This is a genomic window from Rhizobium sp. WYCCWR 11128 (assembly GCF_013416305.1).
Classification (GTDB): Bacteria; Pseudomonadota; Alphaproteobacteria; order Rhizobiales; family Rhizobiaceae; genus Rhizobium; species Rhizobium indicum.
Map to the genome: position 1 here is coordinate 135,676 of NZ_JACCEZ010000013.1, position 19,426 is coordinate 155,101.

Genomic DNA, 19,426 nt, shown 5'->3' on the forward strand with positions numbered 1-19,426 from the left:
ACATGCTGCTGATCTATTGCCCCTACTGTCAGGAAGAGCGCTCCGAGCTCGAATTTCGTGGCGCGGGTGACGCGCATATCGCGCGGCCCGCCGATATCGCCTCGATTTCGGACGAGGACTTCGAGTCCTATTTCTTTATCCGCGACAATCCGAAGGGGCTGATCTTCGAACGCTGGCGGCATATTCACGGCTGCGGGCGCTTCTTCAATGCGGCGCGCGATACGGTGACCGACAAGTTCATCGTGACCTACAAGGCGGGTGAACCGAAGCCTGAGATCGGTGCGGCGGTCCAGCAGCATGGGCCTGTCGAGACATATGAAGCCGTGGAAGGAGAGGCGCAATGAGCGGCGCGAACCGTATCGCCGGCAAGGGGCGCCTGACACCGGCCAGGACCGCGCGCTTCAGCTTCGACGGCAAGAGCTATACAGCGCTCGAAGGTGATACCGTGGCCTCGGCGCTGATCGCCAACGGCGTGCATCTTCTGGGACGTTCGTTCAAATATCACCGGGCCCGCGGTATTCTGTCGGCAGGGGCCGAGGAGCCGAACGCGCTGATCGACGTTTCCCGCGATGTGGCGCGCAAGCAGCCGAACGTGCGCGCCACCGTGCAGGAAGTCTTCGACGGCATGATCGTCAGCTCGCAGAACCGCTGGCCCTCGCTTGCCTTCGACATCGGCGCGGTCAACAATCTGATGTCGCCGTTCTTCGCCGCCGGTTTCTACTACAAGACCTTCATGTGGCCGCGCGCCGCCTGGAAACACGTCTACGAACCGCTCATCCGTCGCGCTGCCGGCCTCGGCGTCGCACCGACGGAGGAGGATCCTGACCATTATGCCAGCCGCTATGCCCATTGCGACGTGCTGGTGGTCGGCGCCGGTGTTGCCGGGCTCTCGGCGGCGCTGGCTGCGGCCGAGACCGGCGCGCAGGTGATCCTTTGCGACGAGCAGGCGGAAGCCGGCGGCGCGTTACGCTACGATCTCGGGGTAAGGATCGACGGACAGGACGGCAATAGCTGGGCACAGAAGGCTGTGGCGCGTCTGAAGGCGATGGACAATGTCGAAGTGCTGGTCCGCACGACCGCCTTCGGCTACTACAACCACAATTTCGTCGGTCTTGCCGAGCGCGTCACCGATCATATCGCCAAGCCTTCGCGCGATCTGCCGCGCGAGCGGCTTTGGCAGGTCCGGGCCAAGCGGGTCATCCTTGCCACCGGCGCGATCGAGCGGCACATGGTATTTCCGAACAACGACCGGCCGGGCATCATGCTCGCCTCGGCGGGGCGGATGTATCTCAATCATTACGGCGTTGCGGTCGGGACCAAGGTCGGCATCTACACGGCGCACGACTCGGCCTATGAGGCGGCCTTCGATCTGAAACGATCAGGTGTTTCGATCGCCGCCATCGTCGATAGCAGGCAGGCGCCGGGAGCGGCAGTGCTGGCAGAGGCGCGGGCGCTCGGCATCGATGTTCTGGCCGGCCAATCGGTCGTCAACACGTCGGGGCGGCTGCGCATCTCGTCAATGACCGTGGCGCGTAACGGCGGCGGTTCGCCGCGCAAGATCGCGGTCGATGCGCTGCTGGTTTCGGCCGGCTGGACACCGTCCGTCCATCTGTTCTCGCAGTCGCGCGGTAAAGTGGCCTTCGATGCAGAAAGCCAGCGTTTCCTGCCCGGCTCCTATGCGCAGGACTGCCTCTCGGTCGGCGCCTGCAACGGCACCGACGACCTGCAGCGGACGATCGAGGAATCGCTTGCCGCCGGCGAGCTGATGGCGCAGGCCACCGGCAGAAGCAGCGGCGAGAAGATCGCAATTTCGGCTGAGCAGGCTTATGACTGGACGGGCGGGATGATCGGCGCTGCCGAAGGCGCCGGGCCGAAGACCAACGCCAAGGCCTTCATCGATTTCCAGCATGACGTCTGCGCCAAGGATATCCGCCTCGCCGTGCGCGAGGGCATGCATTCGATCGAGCATATCAAGCGCTTCACGACCAACGGCATGGCCTCGGACCAGGGCAAGCTCTCCAACATGCATGGCCTGGCGATTGCCGCCGAAATGCTCGGCAAGGAAATCCCACAGGTCGGGCTCACCACTTTCCGTGCGCCCTATACGCCGGTCACCTACGGTACGCTGATCGGTCATTCACGCGGAGAGCTGTTCGATCCGACACGCAAGACGCCGCTGCACGGTTGGGAAGAAGCCCATGGCGCGGTCTTCGAGGATGTCGGCAACTGGAAGCGTGCCTGGTTCTATCCGCAGGCCGGCGAGACCATGCACCAGGCGGTCGCTCGCGAATGCCGGACGGCACGCGAGGCGGCCGGTATCTTCGACGCCTCGACGCTCGGCAAGATCGAGGTGGTGGGGCCGGATGCTGCGGAATTCCTCAACCTCATCTACACCAATGCCTGGGATACGCTGAAGCCCGGCAAGGCCCGCTACGGCATCATGACCCGCGAGGATGGCTTCGTTTATGACGATGGCGTTGTCGGACGCCTGGCGGACGACCGCTTCCACGTCACGACGACGACCGGTGGCGCGCCGCGTGTTCTCCATCATATGGAAGATTACCTGCAGACGGAATTCCCGCATCTGAAGGTATGGCTGACCTCGGTGACCGAACAATGGGCTGTCATCGCCGTACAGGGGCCGAAGGCGCGCGAGATCGTCGCGCCGCTGGTCGAAGGGCTCGATCTTTCGAACGAGGCCTTCCCGCATATGAGCGTTGCCGAGTGCACGGTCTGCGGCGTGCCGGCGCGGCTCTTCCGCGTCTCCTTCACCGGTGAGACCGGCTTCGAAATCAATGTGCCGGCCGATTACGGCCAGTCGGTGCTCGAAGCGGTCTGGGCCAATGCCCAGCCGCTCGGCGCCTGCGTCTACGGTACGGAGACGATGCACGTTCTTCGCGCCGAGAAGGGCTACATCATCGTCGGGCAGGATACCGATGGGACGGTGACCCCCGATGACGCCGGACTTTCCTGGGCGGTTTCGAAGAAAAAGACGGATTTCGTCGGCATTCGCGGGCTGAAGCGGCCGGATCTCGTCAAGGACGGGCGCAAACAGCTCGTCGGCCTCGTCACCAAGGACCCGAAGCTGGTGCTCGAAGAAGGCGCGCAGATCGTCGCGAGCCCGAACGAGCCGAAGCCGATGACCATGCTCGGCCATGTCACATCAGCCTATTGGTCAGAAAATTGCGGCAGGTCGATCGCCTTCGCGCTCGTCGCCGGCGGCCGGGCGCGGATGGGCGAGACGCTCTATGTGCCGATGCCGGACCGGATGATCGCCGTCGAAGTGACGGATCTGGTATTCTTTGACAAGGAAGGGGGCCGCATCCATGGCTGATGTCGCAATTCGCAAACCGGCGCTTGCCGGACGTCTCGGCGGCTCCGCAGCGGTACGGCTGACGACCGCTCCCACTGCCAGCCGGGTGGCGCTGCGCGCGCCGGCGGGATCGCTGGCAGCAATTTCCTCTGCTCTCGGCCTGGCGCTGCCGGATGCCCCGAAGACATCCGGCCGAGCCGGCGCCCGATCGGCGCTCTGGATCGGGCCGGACGAGTGGCTGGTGATCGACGAGGCCGGCGCCGATCTGATGGCAGCACTTTCCGGTGCCGGCACGCTGCATTCGGCGACCGACGTTTCCCACCGCAATGTCGCGATCATCGTCTCGGGACCGGGTGCCGAGGCGACGCTTTCGGCCGGCTGCCCGCAGGATCTGTCGCTTTCTTCCTTTCCGGTCGGCGCCGCATCGCGCACGATTTTCGGCAAGGCGGAAATCGTGCTTTTCCGTACGGAAGAAGACACGTTCCGTGTGGAATGCTGGCGGTCGTTTTCGGAGTATGTCTTCGGGCTGCTGAACGAGGCGGCTGAAGACGCGGGGCACTGAGCCCCAGCGGGGCGTGCGCTCATTCAAGAGGTAAGCGAATGCTGCATCATGCCTCCCTCGGCGTTTCCGACATCGAGCGGTCGGCGGCATTTTACGATGCTGCCCTTGCCGCGCTCGGTTATATCAGGGTCTGGGACGATATCAGGCCGGGGCAAACAGGGCAGGCAATCGGCTACGGCCTTCCCGGCGGCGGGGACAAACTGGCGATCAAGCATAGCCCGGACGGCCAGCGTGCGCCCGGCCCGGGTTTTCATCTGGCGTTTGCCGCGCCGAGCCGCAAGGCAGTCGATCAGTTTTATGTGGCGGCAATCGCGCAAGGCGGCAGTGACAATGGCCGTCCCGGCCTGCGGTCCCATTACGGTGAGCATTATTATGCGGCGTTCGTCATGGATCCCGACGGGCACGCTCTCGAAGCCGTGTTCAATTCGGCTGAGTAACAAAAGCAGTTTTGCTTAGACGTCCTCGGGACGGTCCTTTGGGTCGAATTGGATGATGGTGATCCATTTTGCCGTCAGTGCCGGCTTCTTCTCGTTTTCGATCTCGATCGCGACGTCATAGGTGGTCATCAGCATGCCGGCGCCGCGGAAGCGGGCTTCGGAGAGCAGGAAGCGGCCGCGGACGCGGGCGCCGCTTTTCACCGGCGTCATGAAGCGGACGCGATCGAAGCCGTAGTTGATGCCGAGGGTCTGCTCGCGCACTTTCGGCAGGCAATTGTAGTTCATCGTCGACAGCAGAGACAGGGTCAGGAAGCCGTGGGCGATGGTGCCGCCGAACGGACTCTCGGCCGCCGCGCGCTCAGGATCGACGTGGATGAACTGATGGTCGTCGGTCGCCGACGCGAAGGCGTCGATCATCGTTTGGTCGACGGTGACCCAATCCGAAAGGCCCGTTTCCATGCCGATCAATCCCCGCACGTCGGAGAGTGAAATTTCCGTGACCATGAATTCCTCGTGAAACAAGCCGCCGCGGCAAAGCCTTATCGTGCATTTGTGACGATTGCGACAAGGATTTGCGCGAGGGAGGGGAGGCGGTCAATTTTCTACGAAAAAGGCAATCGAGCGCGGCTCGACGGTTGCGCGGCCACCGGTTTTATTTGCTCCATCAGGGGTCAACTGGCGCCAGCCCGGTTCGCCCTCAGAAGGCAGCGTGAAAAATTGGCGGCTCCCCGAGCGATTGAAAAGCACGCCGAGCCGGGTCTGCCTGCCGCGAGAGGAGCGGTCACCGGTCGATAACAGCATGCCGAGGGTGGAAAGCGACGGCGTCTCCCATTCGGCAACGGTCATCGGCTCGCCGGAGAGCGAAATCCATTCGACATCGCCGTTTCCTGACAGGAAGTCCGTTTCAGAGAAGACGGTGAAGCGGCGACGCAACCCCGCAACGAAGGCGGTGTGGGCGATGAGATCCCCGTCCAACGCTTTCCAGTCCAGCCAGGTGATCTCGTTGTCCTGGCAATAGGCGTTGTTGTTGCCGTGCTGGCTGCGGCCGCCCTCGTCGCCCGCCGTCAGCATGATGCTGCCGCGGGTGGCAAAGAGAGTTGAGATCAGCGCCATCACATCGTCCCGGCGACGCCTGCGGATCGTCGGATAGACGGTTTCCCCCTCGACGCCGTTGTTCCAGGAGTGGTTCTCGTTATGGCCGTCACGATTGTGTTCGCCATTGGCGTCGTTGTGCTTTCCAGCATAGGAGACGAGATCGATTAGCGTGAAGCCGTCATGGGCGGCGAGGAAATTGACGCTGCGCGTCTCCTTGCCGTTGTTGCGGGAGAAGATGTCGGAGGAGCCGGCGAGTGCGGTTGCAAGCGCGCCGGTCTTCCAATCGTCACCGCGCCAGTAGCAGCGCAGGTCGTCGCGAACCCGGTCGTTCCATTCAAGGAAGGGCGGCGGGAAATTGCCGAGCTGGTAACCACCCGGGCCGATATCCCAGGGTTCGGCAATCATGATCCGGTCGGCAAGCACATCGTCGGAGAGGATCGCGGCCAGTGTTCCGTCGCGTTCGAAGCCCGTCGCGGTGCGGCCAAGCACCGGGGCGAGATCGAAGCGAAAACCGTCGACGCCGGCGTTGAGCACGAAATGGCGCAGGCTGTCGATGACGAGGCGGCGAACCTCGGGATGATCGCAGGCGAGGGTGTTGCCGGTGCCTGTGTCGTTGACGAGTTCGCCCGGGCAATTCTGGGCGTGGCGATAATAATGCAGGTTGTCGAGGCCACGCAGCGACAGCGTCGCGCCGTAACGGTCGCTCTCGCCGGTATGGTTGAAGACGAGGTCGAGGATGACGGCGATGCCTTCGGCATGGAGGGCCGCGACCGTCTCGCGCAGCTCCGTCATGCCGCCGGGGACGAGCCGCGGATCGAGCGCCATGAAGGCGACGGGATTGTAGCCCCAGCCGTTGGTGAGGCCGAGCGGCGGCAAATGGCGTTCGTCGATCCAGGCAGTGATCGGCATCAGTTCGACGGCATCGACGCCGATCCGCTTCAGATGCGCGACGACGGAGGGATGGGCAAGGGCTGCGACCGTGCCGCGCTCAGCCTCCGGCACGTCGGGATGAAGAATGGTGAAGGGCCGCACCGCCACCTCATAGATAAAGCCGCCTGGCTTGAACAGCGGCTTGCGGATCGCGGCTCGGGTATCGGTGGTGACGATCGCCTTCGGCATCAGATCCTGGCTGTCCTCGCCATAGATGCCGAGGCGGGGATCGTAGCGGAACGGCCTATCGATCTCCTTGGCGTAGGGATCGATCAGCAGTTTGGAAGGATCGTACCAGAGGCCGTTATCGGGCGCATAGATACCGTCGGCGCGATAGCCGTAGCGCGCGCCCTGCTTCAGTCCGTCGACAAAGAGACGATGAAAGTAGTTGCTGTCGCGCGCCATCGGCAGGCGCGCGAATTCCCTGTTGCCGTCATCCTCGAAGAGGCAGAGTTCGATCTGTGCGGCATGATGCGACCACACGGCAAATTCGACGCCGGTCTCGAAGACGATCGCGCCGGCTTGCGCCGAACTGTTCCCCCGCATGTTCCCCCCGGATCAGGTGATCACGGTTGGCGCATCGCGTCCCGTGCGTTCACGAATGCTGGCTATGCTTTCGGCGGCGGCGATCAAATCGGCGAGCGCTTCCTGCGTTTCGATGTTGTGGCGAGTCGAATCCGGCTCGTAACGCTCGATATAGACACGCAAGGTTGCGCCAGACGTGCCGGTGCCGGACAGGCGGAAGACGACGCGGGAGCCGCCCTCGAAGAGCACACGGACACCTTGATGCTCGCTCACCGATTTGTCGATCGGATCGTGGTAGGCGAAGTCGTCGGCCTTCTCCACCTTCAGGCTGCCGAAGCTCTTGCCGGGCAGAGTGGGAAGCTGGCTGCGGAGATTGTCCACCAGGCCGTTCGCCGCATCGGTGTCGAGGCCTTCGTAATCATGGCGTGAATAATAATTGCGGCCGTAGGTCTGCCAGTGCTGCGTGACGATGTCGGCGACGCTCTCGCCGCGCACGGCAAGAATGTTCAGCCAAAGAAGCACGGCCCAGAGGCCATCCTTTTCGCGGACGTGACTGGAGCCTGTGCCGGAGCTTTCCTCACCGCAGATCGTCGCCATGCCGGCGTCGAGAAGGTTGCCGAAGAATTTCCAGCCGGTCGGCGTTTCGTACATGCCGATGCCGCGCTTTTCGGCAACGCGGTCGGCAGCACCCGATGTCGGCATCGAGCGGGCGATGCCGGCAAGGCCGCCGGAATAGCCGGGGGCGAGATTGGCGTTGGCGGCGAGGATCGCCAGGCTGTCGGAAGGCGTGACGAAGATGCCGCGGCCGATGATCAGATTGCGGTCGCCGTCGCCGTCGGAAGCGGCGCCGAAATCGGGCGCGTCATCGCCCATCATCTCATCGAAGAGTTCCTTGCAATGCACCGGGTTCGGGTCCGGGTGATGGCCGCCGAAATCCGGCAGCGGCATGAAATTGCGCACCGAACCCGAGGGAGCGCCGAGACGATTTTCGAAGATTTCCTTGGCATAGGGACCGGTGACGGCGCTCATCCCATCGAAGGCAATGCGGAAGCCGAGGCTGATCAGATTGCGAATGGCGCCGAAATCGAACAGCTCTTCCATCAGCGCGGCATAGTCCTCGACCGGGTCGATGACCGAGAGGATCGTGCCGCCGGGAAGCTCGTCCTTGCCGATGCGGTCGAGATTGACGTCGGCGAAATCGGCGATCTTGTAGCTGTCGATCGTCTTGGAGCGCGCATAGATCGCGTCGGTGATCTTTTCCGGCGCCGGGCCGCCATTGTTGATGTTGTATTTGATGCCGAAGTCTTCGGTCGGGCCGCCGGGATTGTGGCTGGCGGAGAGGATGATGCCGCCGAAAGCCTTGTATTTGCGGATGATGTGGGAAGCGGCCGGCGTCGACAGGATACCGCCCTTGCCGACCATGACCTTGCCGAAGCCATTGGCCGCGGCCATCTTGACAGCCTTCTGGATCACTTCGCGATTGTAGTAGCGTCCGTCGCCGCCGATGACCAGGCACTTGCCCTGATAGCCTTCCAGCGAATCGAAGATCGACTGGATGAAGTTCTCCGCATAGTTCGGCTGCTGGAAGACCGGAACCTTCTTGCGCAGGCCCGACGTGCCGGGTTTCTGATCCAGATAGGGCGTGGTGGGGACGGACTTGATCATTTTAGGTCACATGCCTTTCGAGACGAGGCTTGAATAGAGGGCAGCGTAGCGTTCGGCGCTCTTCTCCCAGGAGACATCCGATTTCATGCCCTGCTTTTGCAATTGGGTCCAGAGTTTTCGGTCCTGATAAAAATGCATCGCACGGCGGATTGCCTGTAGCATGCCTGTTTCGGTCACGGGGGCAAATTGTATGCCGGTTGCGACTTTCGCCGCAAGTGCGGCGTGATTGGCGTCGATCACGGTGTCGTTCAAACCGCCGGTGCGGGCGACGATCGGCACGCAGCCGTAACGCAGGCCGTAAAGCTGGGTCAGGCCGCAGGGTTCGAAGCGTGAGGGGATGATGATCGCATCGCAGCCGGCCTGCATCAGGTGCGACATTGGCTCGTTATAACCGATCGAAACGCCGATGCGGCCGGGGTGGCGGCTGGCGGAGGCGAGCAGCGCGCCTTCAAGGGCGGCTTCGCCGGAGCCGAGCACGACGAGCTTGCCGCCCATGGCGACGATCTCATCGGCGATGTTGGCGACGATATCCATGCCCTTCTGCCAGGTGAGACGGCTGATGACGCAGAAGATCGGGGCGTTGTCATTGTCGAGACCGAAGAATTCGGCGATCGAGCGCCGGTTCTCCTCGCGATTCTTCAGCGTCGTCTGGCCATAATGGGTGTGGACGACAGGATCGGTCGCCGGGTTCCAGATATCGGTGTCGATGCCGTTGACGATGCCGTGCAGATCGTCGATGCGGCTGGCGATGACGCCCTCGAGCCCCATGCCGAATTCCGACGTGAGGATCTCATCGGCATAGGTCGGGCTGACCGTCGTGATCGCATGGGCAGTCTTGAGGCCGCCCTTGAGGAAGCCGACAGTGCCGTAATATTCGATGCTGTCGGTGGCGAAGGAATGGGCGGGCAGACGCAGGCCGGGAAAGATCTCGGAACCGAACTGACCCTGGAAGGCGATGTTGTGGATGGTCAGCACGCTCGGCAGTTCCGGCGTCGGGTAATAACGCATATAGACCGACGTCAGCGCCGCCTGCCAGTCGTGGGTGTGGACGAGATCCGGCCGCCAGCCGGGCAGCAGGCCGGCGGCGATCTCGGAGGCAGCGAGCGACAGGGCGGCGAAACGACGCCAGTTGTCGGGATAGTCCTTGCCGAGCGGATCGAGATAGGGTCCGCCCGGCCTGTCGTAATAGGCCGGCGCATCGAGGATGAGCAGATCGAGGCCCTCGTGCTGGACCTCCAGCACGGTCGCCCGCTCACCGAGCAGGTCGGGGAATTCGAGCCTGACGACGGCGTCGCGAATGACCTTCATCACGGCGGGATAGCCGGGGAGAAGGGTCTTGGTCTCGACTCCGAAGGCTTTCAGAGTAATCGGCAGGGCGCCGGACACATCGGCCAGACCCCCTGTCTTGATCAAAGGGAAGACTTCGGACGAAACCGAAAGAACTTTCATAAGTCAGATATCCAGCTTGTCGATCATCGGTTGCGTGATCAGGCAGATGCCGCTTTCCGTTCGCCGGAAGCGCTTGGCATCGAGCTCGGGATCCTCGCCGACGACCAGGCCTTCCGGAATGACGACACCATGGTCGATCACCACATTCTTGAGCTGCGCGCGCCGTCCGACCTTCACGTTCGGCAGGACGACCGCTCCTTCCAACTTGGAGAAGGAGTTGGCCCTGACGCCCGTGAAGAGCAGGCTGTTGTTGAGCATGGCGCCCGAGATGATGCAGTCGCCCGACACAACGGAGGAGGTGGCCGAGCCGCGGCGATCCTCGTCGTCATGGACGAATTTCGCCGGCGGGGTGATCTCGGCATAGGTCCAGATCGGCCAGGACTTGTCGTAGATGTCGAGCTCCGGAACGATCGCCGTCAGGTCAATATTGGCCTGCCAATAGGCGTCGATCGTGCCGACGTCGCGCCAATAGGGCTCGTGCTCGAAATCGGAACGGACGCAGGACTTGGCGAAGCGGTGAGCGACCGCCTTACCGTTCTTGACGATATAGGGGATAATGTCCTTGCCGAAGTCGCGGCTCGAGGTCGGGTCGGCTGCGTCGCGGCGCAGCGCATCGAGGAGGAACTTGGTGTGGAAGACGTAGATGCCCATCGAGGCGAGGGCGAAATCCGGCTTGTCGGGAATGGGCGGCGGATCGGCCGGTTTCTCGACGAAGGCGATGATCTCGTCCTTCTCGTTGACATGCATGACGCCGAAGCCGACCGCTTCCATGCGCGGCACTTCCAGGCAGCCGATGGTGACGTCGGCGCCGGAATCGACGTGCTGCTGCAGCATCCACTCATAGTCCATCTTATAGACGTGGTCGCCTGCAAGAATGACCATGTATTCGACGCCGTAATCCTGGATAATGTCGATGTTCTGATAGACGGCGTCGGCCGTGCCTTCATACCATTGCGTCTCGGAGACGCGCTGGCTGGCGGGCAGAATATCGAAGCTCTCGTTGCGCTCGGGGCGGAAGAAGTTCCAGCCGCGCTGCATGTGACGGATCAGCGAATGCGCCTTGTATTGCGTGGCGACGCCGATGCGGCGGATGCCGGAATTCAGGGCGTTCGACAAAGCGAAATCGATGATGCGGGCCTTGCCGCCGAAATAGACGGCCGGCTTGGCACGCCGGTCGGTGAGTTCCTTGAGACGGCTTCCCCTACCGCCCGCCAGAACATAAGCCATTGCATCGCGGGCAAGTGGCTGAACGCGCTTTTCTACCATTTTCTCCTCCCACCAGTCACTAATTTTCAGGTTCAAGCATGATTGTCGCCAAGGGCGGCAAGGTGATCGAGCAGGTGATGTTGCCGCCGGCATCGACGGCCTGCACGCGCCCGCCATTGCCCTTGCCGCTGCCGCCGTAGATGTCGGCATCGGTGTTCAGGATTTCCCGCCAGCGCCCTGCGGACGGCAGGCGGATCGAATAATTCTCGCGATAGACAGGGGTGAAATTGGTGATGACGGCGACCGGCTTCTGGCCCGGCGCCTTGCGCAGCCAGGCAAAGACGGAATTCTGGTGGTCGTCGGCGACCAGCCATTCGAAACCTTCGCCCTCGCAGTCACGCTCATGCAGCGCCGGCTTGCTGCGATAGGTGAAATTGAGGTCGCGCACCAGGCGCCGCATGCCCTCGTGCATACGATATTGAAGCAGGTTCCAGTCGAGTGCCTTCTCTTCGCTCCACTCGCTCCACTGGGCGAATTCCTGGCCCATGAACAGCAGCTTCTTGCCGGGATAGCCCCACATATAGGCGTAGTAGGCGCGCAGATTGGCGAACTTCTGCCAATCGTCGCCCGGCATCTTGGCGATCAGCGAGCCTTTCCCGTGCACAACCTCGTCATGCGAGAGAGGCAGGACGAAATTTTCCGAATAGGCGTAGAGCAGGCCGAAGGTGAGTTCGTTGTGATGGTGCCCGCGATAGATGGGATCGCGGCTCATGTAGCTCAGCGTGTCGTGCATGAAGCCCATGTTCCACTTGAAGCCGAAGCCGAGGCCGCCTTCATGGACGGGTTGCGAGACCTTCGGCCAGGAGGTCGATTCCTCGGCGATGGTCATGACGTTGGAATTTTTGCCGTAGATGCGGATGTTGAGATCCTGCAGAAAACGGACCGCTTCGAGGTTCTCGTTGCCGCCATATTCGTTCGGGATCCATTCGCCGTGCTTGCGCGAATAATCGAGGTAGAGCATCGAGGCAACGGCATCGACGCGCAGGCCGTCGAGGTGGAATTTTTCGGCCCAGTAGAGCGCGTTGTTGACGAGATAGGAAACGACCTCGGTGCGGCCGAAATTGTAGATCGCCGTGCTCCAGTCCGGGTGGAAGCCCTTGCGCGGGTCTTCGTGCTCGTAGAGTGCCGTGCCGTCGAACCAGCCGAGGCCGTGTTCGTCGGTCGGAAAATGCGCCGGCACCCAGTCGAGGATGACGCCGATTCCGACCTTGTGGCAGCCGTTGACGAAACGGGCAAAACCCTCCGGCTCGCCGAAACGAGCGGTCGGCGCGTAGAGGCCGGTCGTCTGGTAACCCCAGGAGGGGTCGTAGGGGTACTCGGTGATCGGCAGGAATTCGATATGGGTGAAGCCCATGTCGGCGCAATAGGGGATGAGGCTGGAGGCGAGCTCGTCCCAGGACAGCATCGTGCCGTCCTGCCGACGTTGCCAGGAGGCGGCATGCACCTCGTAGATCGAGATCGGCTGGCGGCGCTTGTCGGTCTCGCGCCAGTGCTTCAGATGGGCCTCGTCTTCCCACTCCTGCTCCAGCTCGGCGGCGGTGACGGAGGCGGTCTTCGGCCGCAGCTCGCTGCGGCGCGCAAAGGGATCTGCCTTCAGCGGCAGCAATACGCCGTCCTGGCCGCGGATCTCGAACTTGTAGGCAACGCCGACCGGTACGTCAGGGGCAAAGATTTCCCAGATGCCGCTATCGGCACGGAAGCGCATCACGTGGCGCCGGCCGTCCCAATTGTTGAAATCACCGACGACGGAGACGCGCTGTGCGTTCGGCGCCCAGACGGCGAAATGGATGCCCTGGGCGCCGTCATGCTTGATGAGGTGGGCGCCCATCTTGTCGAACAGGCGCAGGTGCGAACCCTGGCGGGCGAAATAATCGTCCATCGGTCCGAGCACCGGACCGAAGCTGTAGGGATCGGTGACTGCCCATTCGGCATCGCCGCGCCGGGCGCGGTAACGCACCGGCAGGAGTTTGGTGAGGGAAACCGGACCGGCGAAGAAGCCATCGGCATGGAGCTGCTTCAGTTCGCCGATGACGCCGCCGTCGAGCGTCATGGCGGTCACCTCCTCCGCGCCCGGGATGAAGCACCGGGCGACGAAAGCGTCGCCGGCCTGGTGCACACCGAGGACGGCAAAGGGATTGGAATGCGAGCCGGCAAGGATTGCCGTGATTTCATCTGCCGAAATTTCCCAGGAAAGCTTTACTTCAGGGACGGTTTTCGGCGTTTTCATCCGGCTCTCCAGATTTCGTCTGCATATTGTCTGATCGTACGGTCGGAAGAGAACCAGCCCATCCGCGCCGTATTGTTGATCGTCTTGGTGTACCAGGCGGACTGGTTGGTCCAGATCTGGTCGACTTCGCGCTGGGCCTGGGCGTAGGCGTCGAAATCGGCCGCGACCATGAACCAGTCGTGCGAATAGATGCCGTCGATCAGCGACGTATAGCGGTTGCGGTCATCGGGCGAGAAGACGCCGGAGCCGATGGCGGCAAGCGCCTGGGCGAGTTCGCGCGATCCCTCGATGATGGCGCGCGGATTGTGGCCATCACTGCGGACTTTCGAGACCTCGTCGGCCTTGAGACCGAAGATGACGATGTTGTCCTCGCCGACATTGTCGCGCATCTCGACATTGGCGCCATCGAGCGTGCCAATCGTCAGCGCGCCATTGAGGCCGAACTTCATGTTGCCGGTGCCGGATGCTTCCATGCCGGCGGTCGAGATCTGCTCCGAGAGGTCGGCGGCCGGAACCATGACTTCGGCGAGAGAGACATTGTAGTTCGGGACGAAGACGATCTTCAGCAGACCGCGTACCGACGGGTCGTTGTTGATCGTGCGGGAGACGTCGTTGATCAGCTTGATGATGAGCTTGGCATTATAGTAACTCGGCGCCGCCTTGCCCGCGAAGAGTTTCACGCGCGGCACCCAGTCGAGCTCGGGATGCGAGCGGATCTGGTCGTAGAGCGCGACGGCCTCGATGATATTCAGCAGCTGGCGCTTGTATTCGTGGATGCGCTTGATCTGGATGTCGAACATCGCCGACGGGTCGAGCTTCACGCCCATGCGGCTGGCGACGAGGTTGGAGAGTGCCACCTTGTTGGCGCGCTTTATCGCTGCGAATTTCTGCTGGAAAGCCGGATCGGAGGAATGCACGTCAAGCGCACGCAGCTTCTCGGCATCATCGAGGAATTCGTCGCCGATCGCCTCGCGGATCAGGCCGGTGAGGCCGGGATTGCACTGCTGCAGCCAGCGGCGCGGCGTGATGCCGTTGGTCTTGTTGTTGATGCGGTCGGGATAGAGCTTGTGCAGATCGGCGAAGACCGTGACCTTCATCAGGTCGGTGTGCAGGGCCGAGACGCCGTTGATCGAATGCGAGCCGACGAAAGCGAGGTTGCCCATGCGCACGCGGCGGTCGCCGCTTTCATCGATCAGCGAGATCGAGCGGATTTCCCCATCGGAGAAGTTCTTGCCCTTGCGAGCGTCGATCAGGATCTTGGCATTGATCGCATAGATGATCTGCATGTGGCGGGGCAGCAGACGTTCGAACAGCGGCACCGCCCAGCTTTCCAGCGCTTCGGGCAGCAGCGTGTGGTTGGTGTAGGAGAAGGTGCGGCGGGTGATGTCCCAGGCCTGGTCGAAATTCATCCCGTGTACGTCACAGAGCAGACGCACGAGTTCGGCGACCGAGACGGCGGGGTGAGTGTCGTTCAGCTGGATCGCCACCTTGTCCGGCAGCGAAGTGAAATCGTCATATTGCTGCAGATGGCGGCGCAGGATGTCCTGCAGCGAGGCCGACGAGAAGAAGAATTCCTGGCGCAGGCGCAGTTCCTGGCCGGCCGGGGTGGCGTCGGCAGGATAGAGAACCCGGGTCAGGCTTTCGGCCTTGTTGCTTTCGCGCAGCGCCCCGATGTGGTCGCCGGCGTTGAAGGCATCGAGCAGGATCGGATCGATCGGCTGCGCCGACCAGAGGCGCAGCGTGTTGACGCGCTTGCCGCGCCAGCCGACGGCCGGCGTGTCGAAGGCGGCGGCGATGACGCGCTCGGCCGGTTTCCAGACGTAGCGCGGCTGGTCGTCATGGGTTGTAATAAATTCGACGGCGCCGCCGAAGCCGATTTCATAGGCGCTTTCGCGGCGCTCGAATTCCCACGGATTGCCGTGGGCGAGCCAGTTTTCCGGCAATTCCACCTGCCAGCCGTCGGCCAGCTGCTGGCGGAAGAGGCCGTGGACATAGCGGATGCCGTAGCCATAGGCCGGAACCTCGACCGTCGCCATACTCTCCATGAAACAGGCAGCCAGTCGGCCGAGACCGCCGTTGCCGAGTGCGGCGTCCGGCTCCAGGCCGGCAATGACGTTGACGTCGACGCCGAGCGAGGCGAGCGCATCGCGCACCTCCTCCATCAGTCCGAGGTTCGAGATGGCGTCGCGCATCAGGCGGCCGATCAGGAATTCGAGAGAAAGATAATAGACGCGCTTGGCGCCGGTCGCATAAACCTCGCGGGTGGAAGCCATCCACTTGTCGATGATGCGGTCGCGCACCACCAGGATGGTCGCGGTCAGCCAGTCATGCGGCTTTGCCACCTTGGCATCCTTGCCGATGCGGTAGGTCAGACGTTCGATAATTTCTTCAGCGAGAATTTCCGGCCTTGAACTGCGAGGGGCGGGGGAGGGGATGATCGGCTTGGAAACAGTGTTCATCGTCAGGTCTCGCCAATTTTAATTTGGTTTCAGGATGTTATGCCTGATTTAATCAATTTGTCGCTTGCGCCGCCGACAGTTTATGCATCGTTACTAAGCACTTGCAACAAAGGATTTGGACAAACAAAAAATTTGCGAAAGCTTCATATTCAAGCGGGCCGAGGGGGTTGATTTCAATCGCTTTTCCCGATCTGATGGGTGGGCTAGCGATAACGAAAAGCCGCTCCGGTTTGTTCCGGAGCGGCTTTTTGTTCGGCTTTTCGCCGGGACCTATCGTCAGTTCGTCAGACGCGTCAGCTGTGCGGAGGCCTTCGCTCCGATCGCCTTGAAGGCGGCAAGGAGGTCTTCCATCTTTTCCGCCTGGAAATAATGCGTGTCATCGGAGGCGCAATAGTGCAGCAGCGCCTGTCCGCCAGCGGGTGCCATGAAGGCGATCGTATAGATTTCGATGCCCTTGGACTTTGCTGTGTCGCATGTCGCCTTGGTCAGCGTGTCGTATGAACGGCCGTTGCTGCTATCGTTGTTATTGTCTCCGTCGGTCATGAAGACGATGTATTTTTTCGGCACTTGCCCGGTTTTCTGCTTGTGGGCGGCGTCTTCGGCGTCGTTCCCCGCCGCGTTCTTGGCAGTCAGAGACGAGTAGGCCGTGCTCATCGCGCCGCTGGAGTTCGTGCCGCCATTCGCTTGAAGCGCGTTGACATAGCTGGAGACACCTGCGGTTCCCCAAGCAAGACTGCTAGGCGTGTACTCCTTGATATCGTAGGACACTGCGCCGGTGCGCGCATATTCCGCATTGGGATCGGCGCTGGCAAGCTGGCCGAAGAGATTGCCGGCGGCGATCTTCAGCGCTTCTATCTTGGTGTAATACTTCGCGCGACTGCCGGTGCAGGTGTCGTAAACCCACTTGCCCTTCTTGTTATAGTGACCGTTGCAGTCATAGGTGTAGGATTCGGTCGGATCATCTGCATTAACGGTTGCGGTAGCCTCTCCCATCGATCCTGATTTATCAAGCGCGAGATACATCGAGATGGAGCCCTGGGTTTGCGAATGGCCGCTAACCGTCGTGCCCGACGTCGAAAGATGTTGCGTGCTGAAGCCGACCGCCTGCATGAGCGGGTTGACCGCTAGGTCGTAACTCGGTGAAACAGTTACCTGGTAGGATGTCGACTTTCCCGATGTCGTTGTCCGAACGTCGACGCCTGTCGTGCTCTTGATATCGACGCTGCTCTGCATGTAATTCGCCATTTGCCCGGCGACGAAGTCCCGCGCGAAGGCCTCGGCCTGCGAGGTTTGGATCGTGCCGTTTGCTAGGGCGGTCGCGGTTGCCAGCGCGGCCGAATCGGCGGCTTCCTGCAACTGCTGCTTCGAAAGCAATATATCGCCCACCTGGATCGCCATGCCGGCGGCACCAAAAAGGACGGGCAGTACGATCGCCGTCATTATACCGAAATTGCCGCCACGGTCGCCAAGCATGCGACGCAGGCAGGGATGCAAAAAGGAGGTGCTCATCATGTTCACCTGTATAGGAGGCCCTGTGAGGTGATTTACGCACGCTCCTCCTTTCCGCCGTCCTTACGGCGTCAATAGAATTTTAACGAATCGTCGGATTTTTCCAGTTTTGGGATTATTTCAGCGGGATCACGTCGACCGCCTGGACGGCGCGTTGGCCGCCATAACTTTTCAATACGCCGATGACGGGAACGACGTCGGAATAGTCCCGGCCATAGGCGACGACGATGTGGTCGGTGCCGGCGGGGATGTCGTTGGTCGGGTCGAGCTCGATCCAGCCGTTCGTCTCACCGCACCAGATCCTGACCCAGGCATGCATGGCGTCTGCGCCTTCCAGCCGTTCCTTGCCGGGCGGCGGGATGGTGCGCAGGAAACCGGAGACGTAGCCCGCCGGAATGCCGAGGCTTCTAAGCGCCAGGATCATGATGTGGGTGAAATCCTGGCAGACGCCGCGCTTCAATCTGAACGCCTCGAGCGGCGTCGTGTCCACCGTCGTCGCGTCGGGGTCGTAGGTGAAATCCTTGTTGATGCGGGTACAGAGCGCATGGGCGATCTGCATCGCCGTCAGATCAGGTATGGCGCAGTTTCGCGCATAGTCGGCGATCTCGCGGGCTTGGGTCAGGCGCGGGCTTTCACCAAGGAAATGGTGCGGCGAATCCGGCGCCAACGACCAGATGCCGGCGACCTCCTCCGGCAGGTCGGCAAGCAGCGGCGAGAAATCGGCGGCGATCGGCTGGCTTTCCACCTGCACGCGGGCTTGCATGCGAATGTCGAGCCTCTCGTGCGGCGCGCGCAGCATGAAGGAGGTGGTGGGATGATGGAAGAAATCGACGAAATGCGACTGCTCGTCCGGCGTCGGCGAGATGGTGATCGAGCCGGCGACCAGGCGCTGTCGATTGGTCAGCGACAGCGGCATCAGGCGCATGACGTGGCGGGCGCCGGAGGCCGGCACGTCATAGATGTAACCCATGCGGAGGGAGAGATCGTAGAGCATCGCCGTCACCCGAGATAGGTCTGGGCGAGCAGATCGGAAAGCTGCTCCAATTCGCGTTCGAGCCGTTGATAGACCTCGACCCCCATGCCCTCCGGCGTCATCACCGCCAGGCCGGAATGGAGCCGCATCGCCTCGCGGTAGAAGGGCGACATCTGGCCGTTGATCAGGGCATTCGGCAGCTGCTCGACCTCGTGGTGGATCTCGTTCACCTGAAAGAGGACCGAGCGGGGGTTCAGCGGGTCGAGCGCCAAGAGGTCGGTGACGGTCAGCCGCGCCGTGTTGACGTTATAGCGGCGGCGGTGGGTCATGACGCTGTCGCCGATTTCGAGCAGCATGTCGAGCGCGCCGTCGGGCGCGTCCGGGCCGGACATATGGCCGAGCAGGCGCGTCATGTGCAGGCCACGCTCGATATAGCGGCCGAGTGAGAGGAAGCGCCAGCCGGTGAAGCGATACATGTTCTCGTGCACGAGGCCGGCGAAGCCCGCAAGCTTGCGCAGAAGGATCGTCATCGCATGGCTGGCGTCGTCGCCTGCAGCGACGGTGACGTGGAAGCGGCGGGCGGTCTTGGCGAGATCGTTGAGTGCCAGCCAACCGTCCGGCGAGAAACGGTCGCGGATGTTGCTCGCCGAATAAACGGCGCTGTCGATGTTGCGCAGCAGTGTTTCCGGCACGGCCTCAGCGGTATCGATATCGACGGCGGTGAGATACTCGGAGACATCGGCGAGCAGCGGCTGGCTCGGATCGGCTGCTTCGGCGTAACGCGCATGCCAGGCGCGCAGAATGCGCAGCGCCCCTTCGGCACGTTCGATGTAGCGGCCGAGCCAGAACAAATTGTCGGCTGCCCGGCTTGGCAGGCTGCCCGGCATGTTGCGGGTAAAGCTGCCCTCGGCCGGCAGCAGCGTGTGGCGCTCGACCGGCTTGTCGCTGACGATCCAGACGTCGGCGGCCGCTCCGCCCGACTGCATGGCGATCGCCGCGACATCGGGGCCGGGGCC

The 19,426-nt window shown here is 62.2% G+C and carries 14 protein-coding genes; 4 read left to right on the forward strand and 10 right to left on the reverse strand.

Annotated features, from left to right (window positions below; all coding sequences use genetic code 11):
- Positions 1-2 precede the first annotated feature (2 nt).
- Genes HX898_RS29090 through HX898_RS29105 form a run of 4 tightly spaced genes read left to right on the forward strand, consistent with a single transcriptional unit; the run spans position 3 to position 4,312 of the window.
- Positions 3-344, forward strand: a complete 342-nt coding sequence (locus tag HX898_RS29090; protein ID WP_138333319.1) for a sarcosine oxidase subunit delta — start codon at positions 3-5, stop codon at positions 342-344.
- Positions 341-3,334, forward strand: a complete 2,994-nt coding sequence (locus HX898_RS29095) for a sarcosine oxidase subunit alpha (protein WP_138333321.1) — start codon at positions 341-343, stop codon at positions 3,332-3,334. Before HX898_RS29090 ends, HX898_RS29095 begins: the two co-directional genes overlap by 4 nt.
- Positions 3,327-3,875 (forward strand): sarcosine oxidase subunit gamma, encoded by a 549-nt coding sequence (locus tag HX898_RS29100; protein WP_180196439.1) that lies wholly within the window; start codon positions 3,327-3,329, stop codon positions 3,873-3,875. The genes HX898_RS29095 and HX898_RS29100 overlap by 8 nt, the downstream gene beginning before the upstream one ends.
- Before the next feature lie 38 nt (positions 3,876-3,913).
- Complete coding sequence (locus tag HX898_RS29105) at positions 3,914-4,312, forward strand: VOC family protein (RefSeq protein ID WP_180196440.1); 399 nt, start codon at positions 3,914-3,916, stop codon at positions 4,310-4,312.
- A gap of 15 nt (positions 4,313-4,327) precedes the next feature.
- Here the strand turns inward: HX898_RS29105 and HX898_RS29110 are convergent, their stop codons facing one another.
- The 10 genes from HX898_RS29110 to HX898_RS29155 all read right to left on the reverse strand — a co-directional run.
- Complete coding sequence (locus HX898_RS29110) at positions 4,328-4,816, reverse strand: MaoC family dehydratase (RefSeq protein WP_171600666.1); 489 nt, start codon at positions 4,814-4,816, stop codon at positions 4,328-4,330.
- A 90-nt stretch (positions 4,817-4,906) separates the two neighbouring features.
- Positions 4,907-6,883 (reverse strand): glycogen debranching protein GlgX, encoded by a 1,977-nt coding sequence (gene glgX, locus HX898_RS29115; protein WP_180196441.1) that lies wholly within the window; start codon positions 6,881-6,883, stop codon positions 4,907-4,909.
- A 12-nt stretch (positions 6,884-6,895) separates the two neighbouring features.
- Positions 6,896-8,527 (reverse strand): alpha-D-glucose phosphate-specific phosphoglucomutase, encoded by a 1,632-nt coding sequence (locus tag HX898_RS29120; protein ID WP_029871878.1) that lies wholly within the window; start codon positions 8,525-8,527, stop codon positions 6,896-6,898.
- A 6-nt stretch (positions 8,528-8,533) separates the two neighbouring features.
- A complete protein-coding gene (glgA, locus tag HX898_RS29125; RefSeq protein ID WP_180196442.1) occupies positions 8,534-9,976 on the reverse strand; it encodes a glycogen synthase GlgA in 1,443 nt (480 codons plus the stop codon).
- A gap of 3 nt (positions 9,977-9,979) precedes the next feature.
- Entirely contained in the window at positions 9,980-11,242 is a 1,263-nt protein-coding gene (glgC, locus tag HX898_RS29130; protein WP_012758982.1) for a glucose-1-phosphate adenylyltransferase, read from the reverse strand.
- A 19-nt stretch (positions 11,243-11,261) separates the two neighbouring features.
- Positions 11,262-13,469 carry a 1,4-alpha-glucan branching protein GlgB gene (gene glgB / locus HX898_RS29135; RefSeq protein WP_180196443.1) on the reverse strand — a complete coding sequence of 736 codons (2,208 nt, stop codon included), beginning with the start codon at positions 13,467-13,469 and terminating at the stop codon, positions 11,262-11,264.
- Complete coding sequence (locus tag HX898_RS29140) at positions 13,466-15,928, reverse strand: glycogen/starch/alpha-glucan phosphorylase (RefSeq protein ID WP_180196444.1); 2,463 nt, start codon at positions 15,926-15,928, stop codon at positions 13,466-13,468. Before HX898_RS29140 ends, glgB begins: the two co-directional genes overlap by 4 nt.
- A 276-nt stretch (positions 15,929-16,204) precedes the next feature.
- A complete protein-coding gene (locus tag HX898_RS29145; protein ID WP_164054203.1) occupies positions 16,205-17,437 on the reverse strand; it encodes a pilus assembly protein in 1,233 nt (410 codons plus the stop codon).
- A 115-nt stretch (positions 17,438-17,552) separates the two neighbouring features.
- Positions 17,553-18,431 (reverse strand): transglutaminase family protein, encoded by an 879-nt coding sequence (locus HX898_RS29150; RefSeq protein ID WP_180196445.1) that lies wholly within the window; start codon positions 18,429-18,431, stop codon positions 17,553-17,555.
- A 5-nt stretch (positions 18,432-18,436) separates the two neighbouring features.
- Positions 18,437-19,426: alpha-E domain-containing protein (locus tag HX898_RS29155; RefSeq protein WP_180196446.1), on the reverse strand; the 990-nt coding region annotated here is incomplete at its 5' end.

Excerpts from the sequence above, each read along its gene's own strand:
- HX898_RS29090 (WP_138333319.1), top strand. The coding sequence starts at position 3 with ATGCTGCTGATCTATTGCCCCTACTGTCAGGAAGAGCGCTCCGAGCTC.
- HX898_RS29095 (WP_138333321.1), top strand. The coding sequence starts at position 341 with ATGAGCGGCGCGAACCGTATCGCCGGCAAGGGGCGCCTGACACCGGCC.
- HX898_RS29100 (WP_180196439.1), top strand. The coding sequence starts at position 3,327 with ATGGCTGATGTCGCAATTCGCAAACCGGCGCTTGCCGGACGTCTCGGC.
- HX898_RS29105 (WP_180196440.1), top strand. The coding sequence starts at position 3,914 with ATGCTGCATCATGCCTCCCTCGGCGTTTCCGACATCGAGCGGTCGGCG.
- HX898_RS29110 (WP_171600666.1), bottom strand. The coding sequence starts at position 4,816 with ATGGTCACGGAAATTTCACTCTCCGACGTGCGGGGATTGATCGGCATG.
- glgX (WP_180196441.1), bottom strand. The coding sequence starts at position 6,883 with ATGCGGGGGAACAGTTCGGCGCAAGCCGGCGCGATCGTCTTCGAGACC.
- HX898_RS29120 (WP_029871878.1), bottom strand. The coding sequence starts at position 8,527 with ATGATCAAGTCCGTCCCCACCACGCCCTATCTGGATCAGAAACCCGGC.
- glgA (WP_180196442.1), bottom strand. The coding sequence starts at position 9,976 with ATGAAAGTTCTTTCGGTTTCGTCCGAAGTCTTCCCTTTGATCAAGACA.
- glgC (WP_012758982.1), bottom strand. The coding sequence starts at position 11,242 with ATGGTAGAAAAGCGCGTTCAGCCACTTGCCCGCGATGCAATGGCTTAT.
- glgB (WP_180196443.1), bottom strand. The coding sequence starts at position 13,469 with ATGAAAACGCCGAAAACCGTCCCTGAAGTAAAGCTTTCCTGGGAAATT.
- HX898_RS29140 (WP_180196444.1), bottom strand. The coding sequence starts at position 15,928 with ATGAACACTGTTTCCAAGCCGATCATCCCCTCCCCCGCCCCTCGCAGT.
- HX898_RS29145 (WP_164054203.1), bottom strand. The coding sequence starts at position 17,437 with ATGAGCACCTCCTTTTTGCATCCCTGCCTGCGTCGCATGCTTGGCGAC.
- HX898_RS29150 (WP_180196445.1), bottom strand. The coding sequence starts at position 18,431 with ATGCTCTACGATCTCTCCCTCCGCATGGGTTACATCTATGACGTGCCG.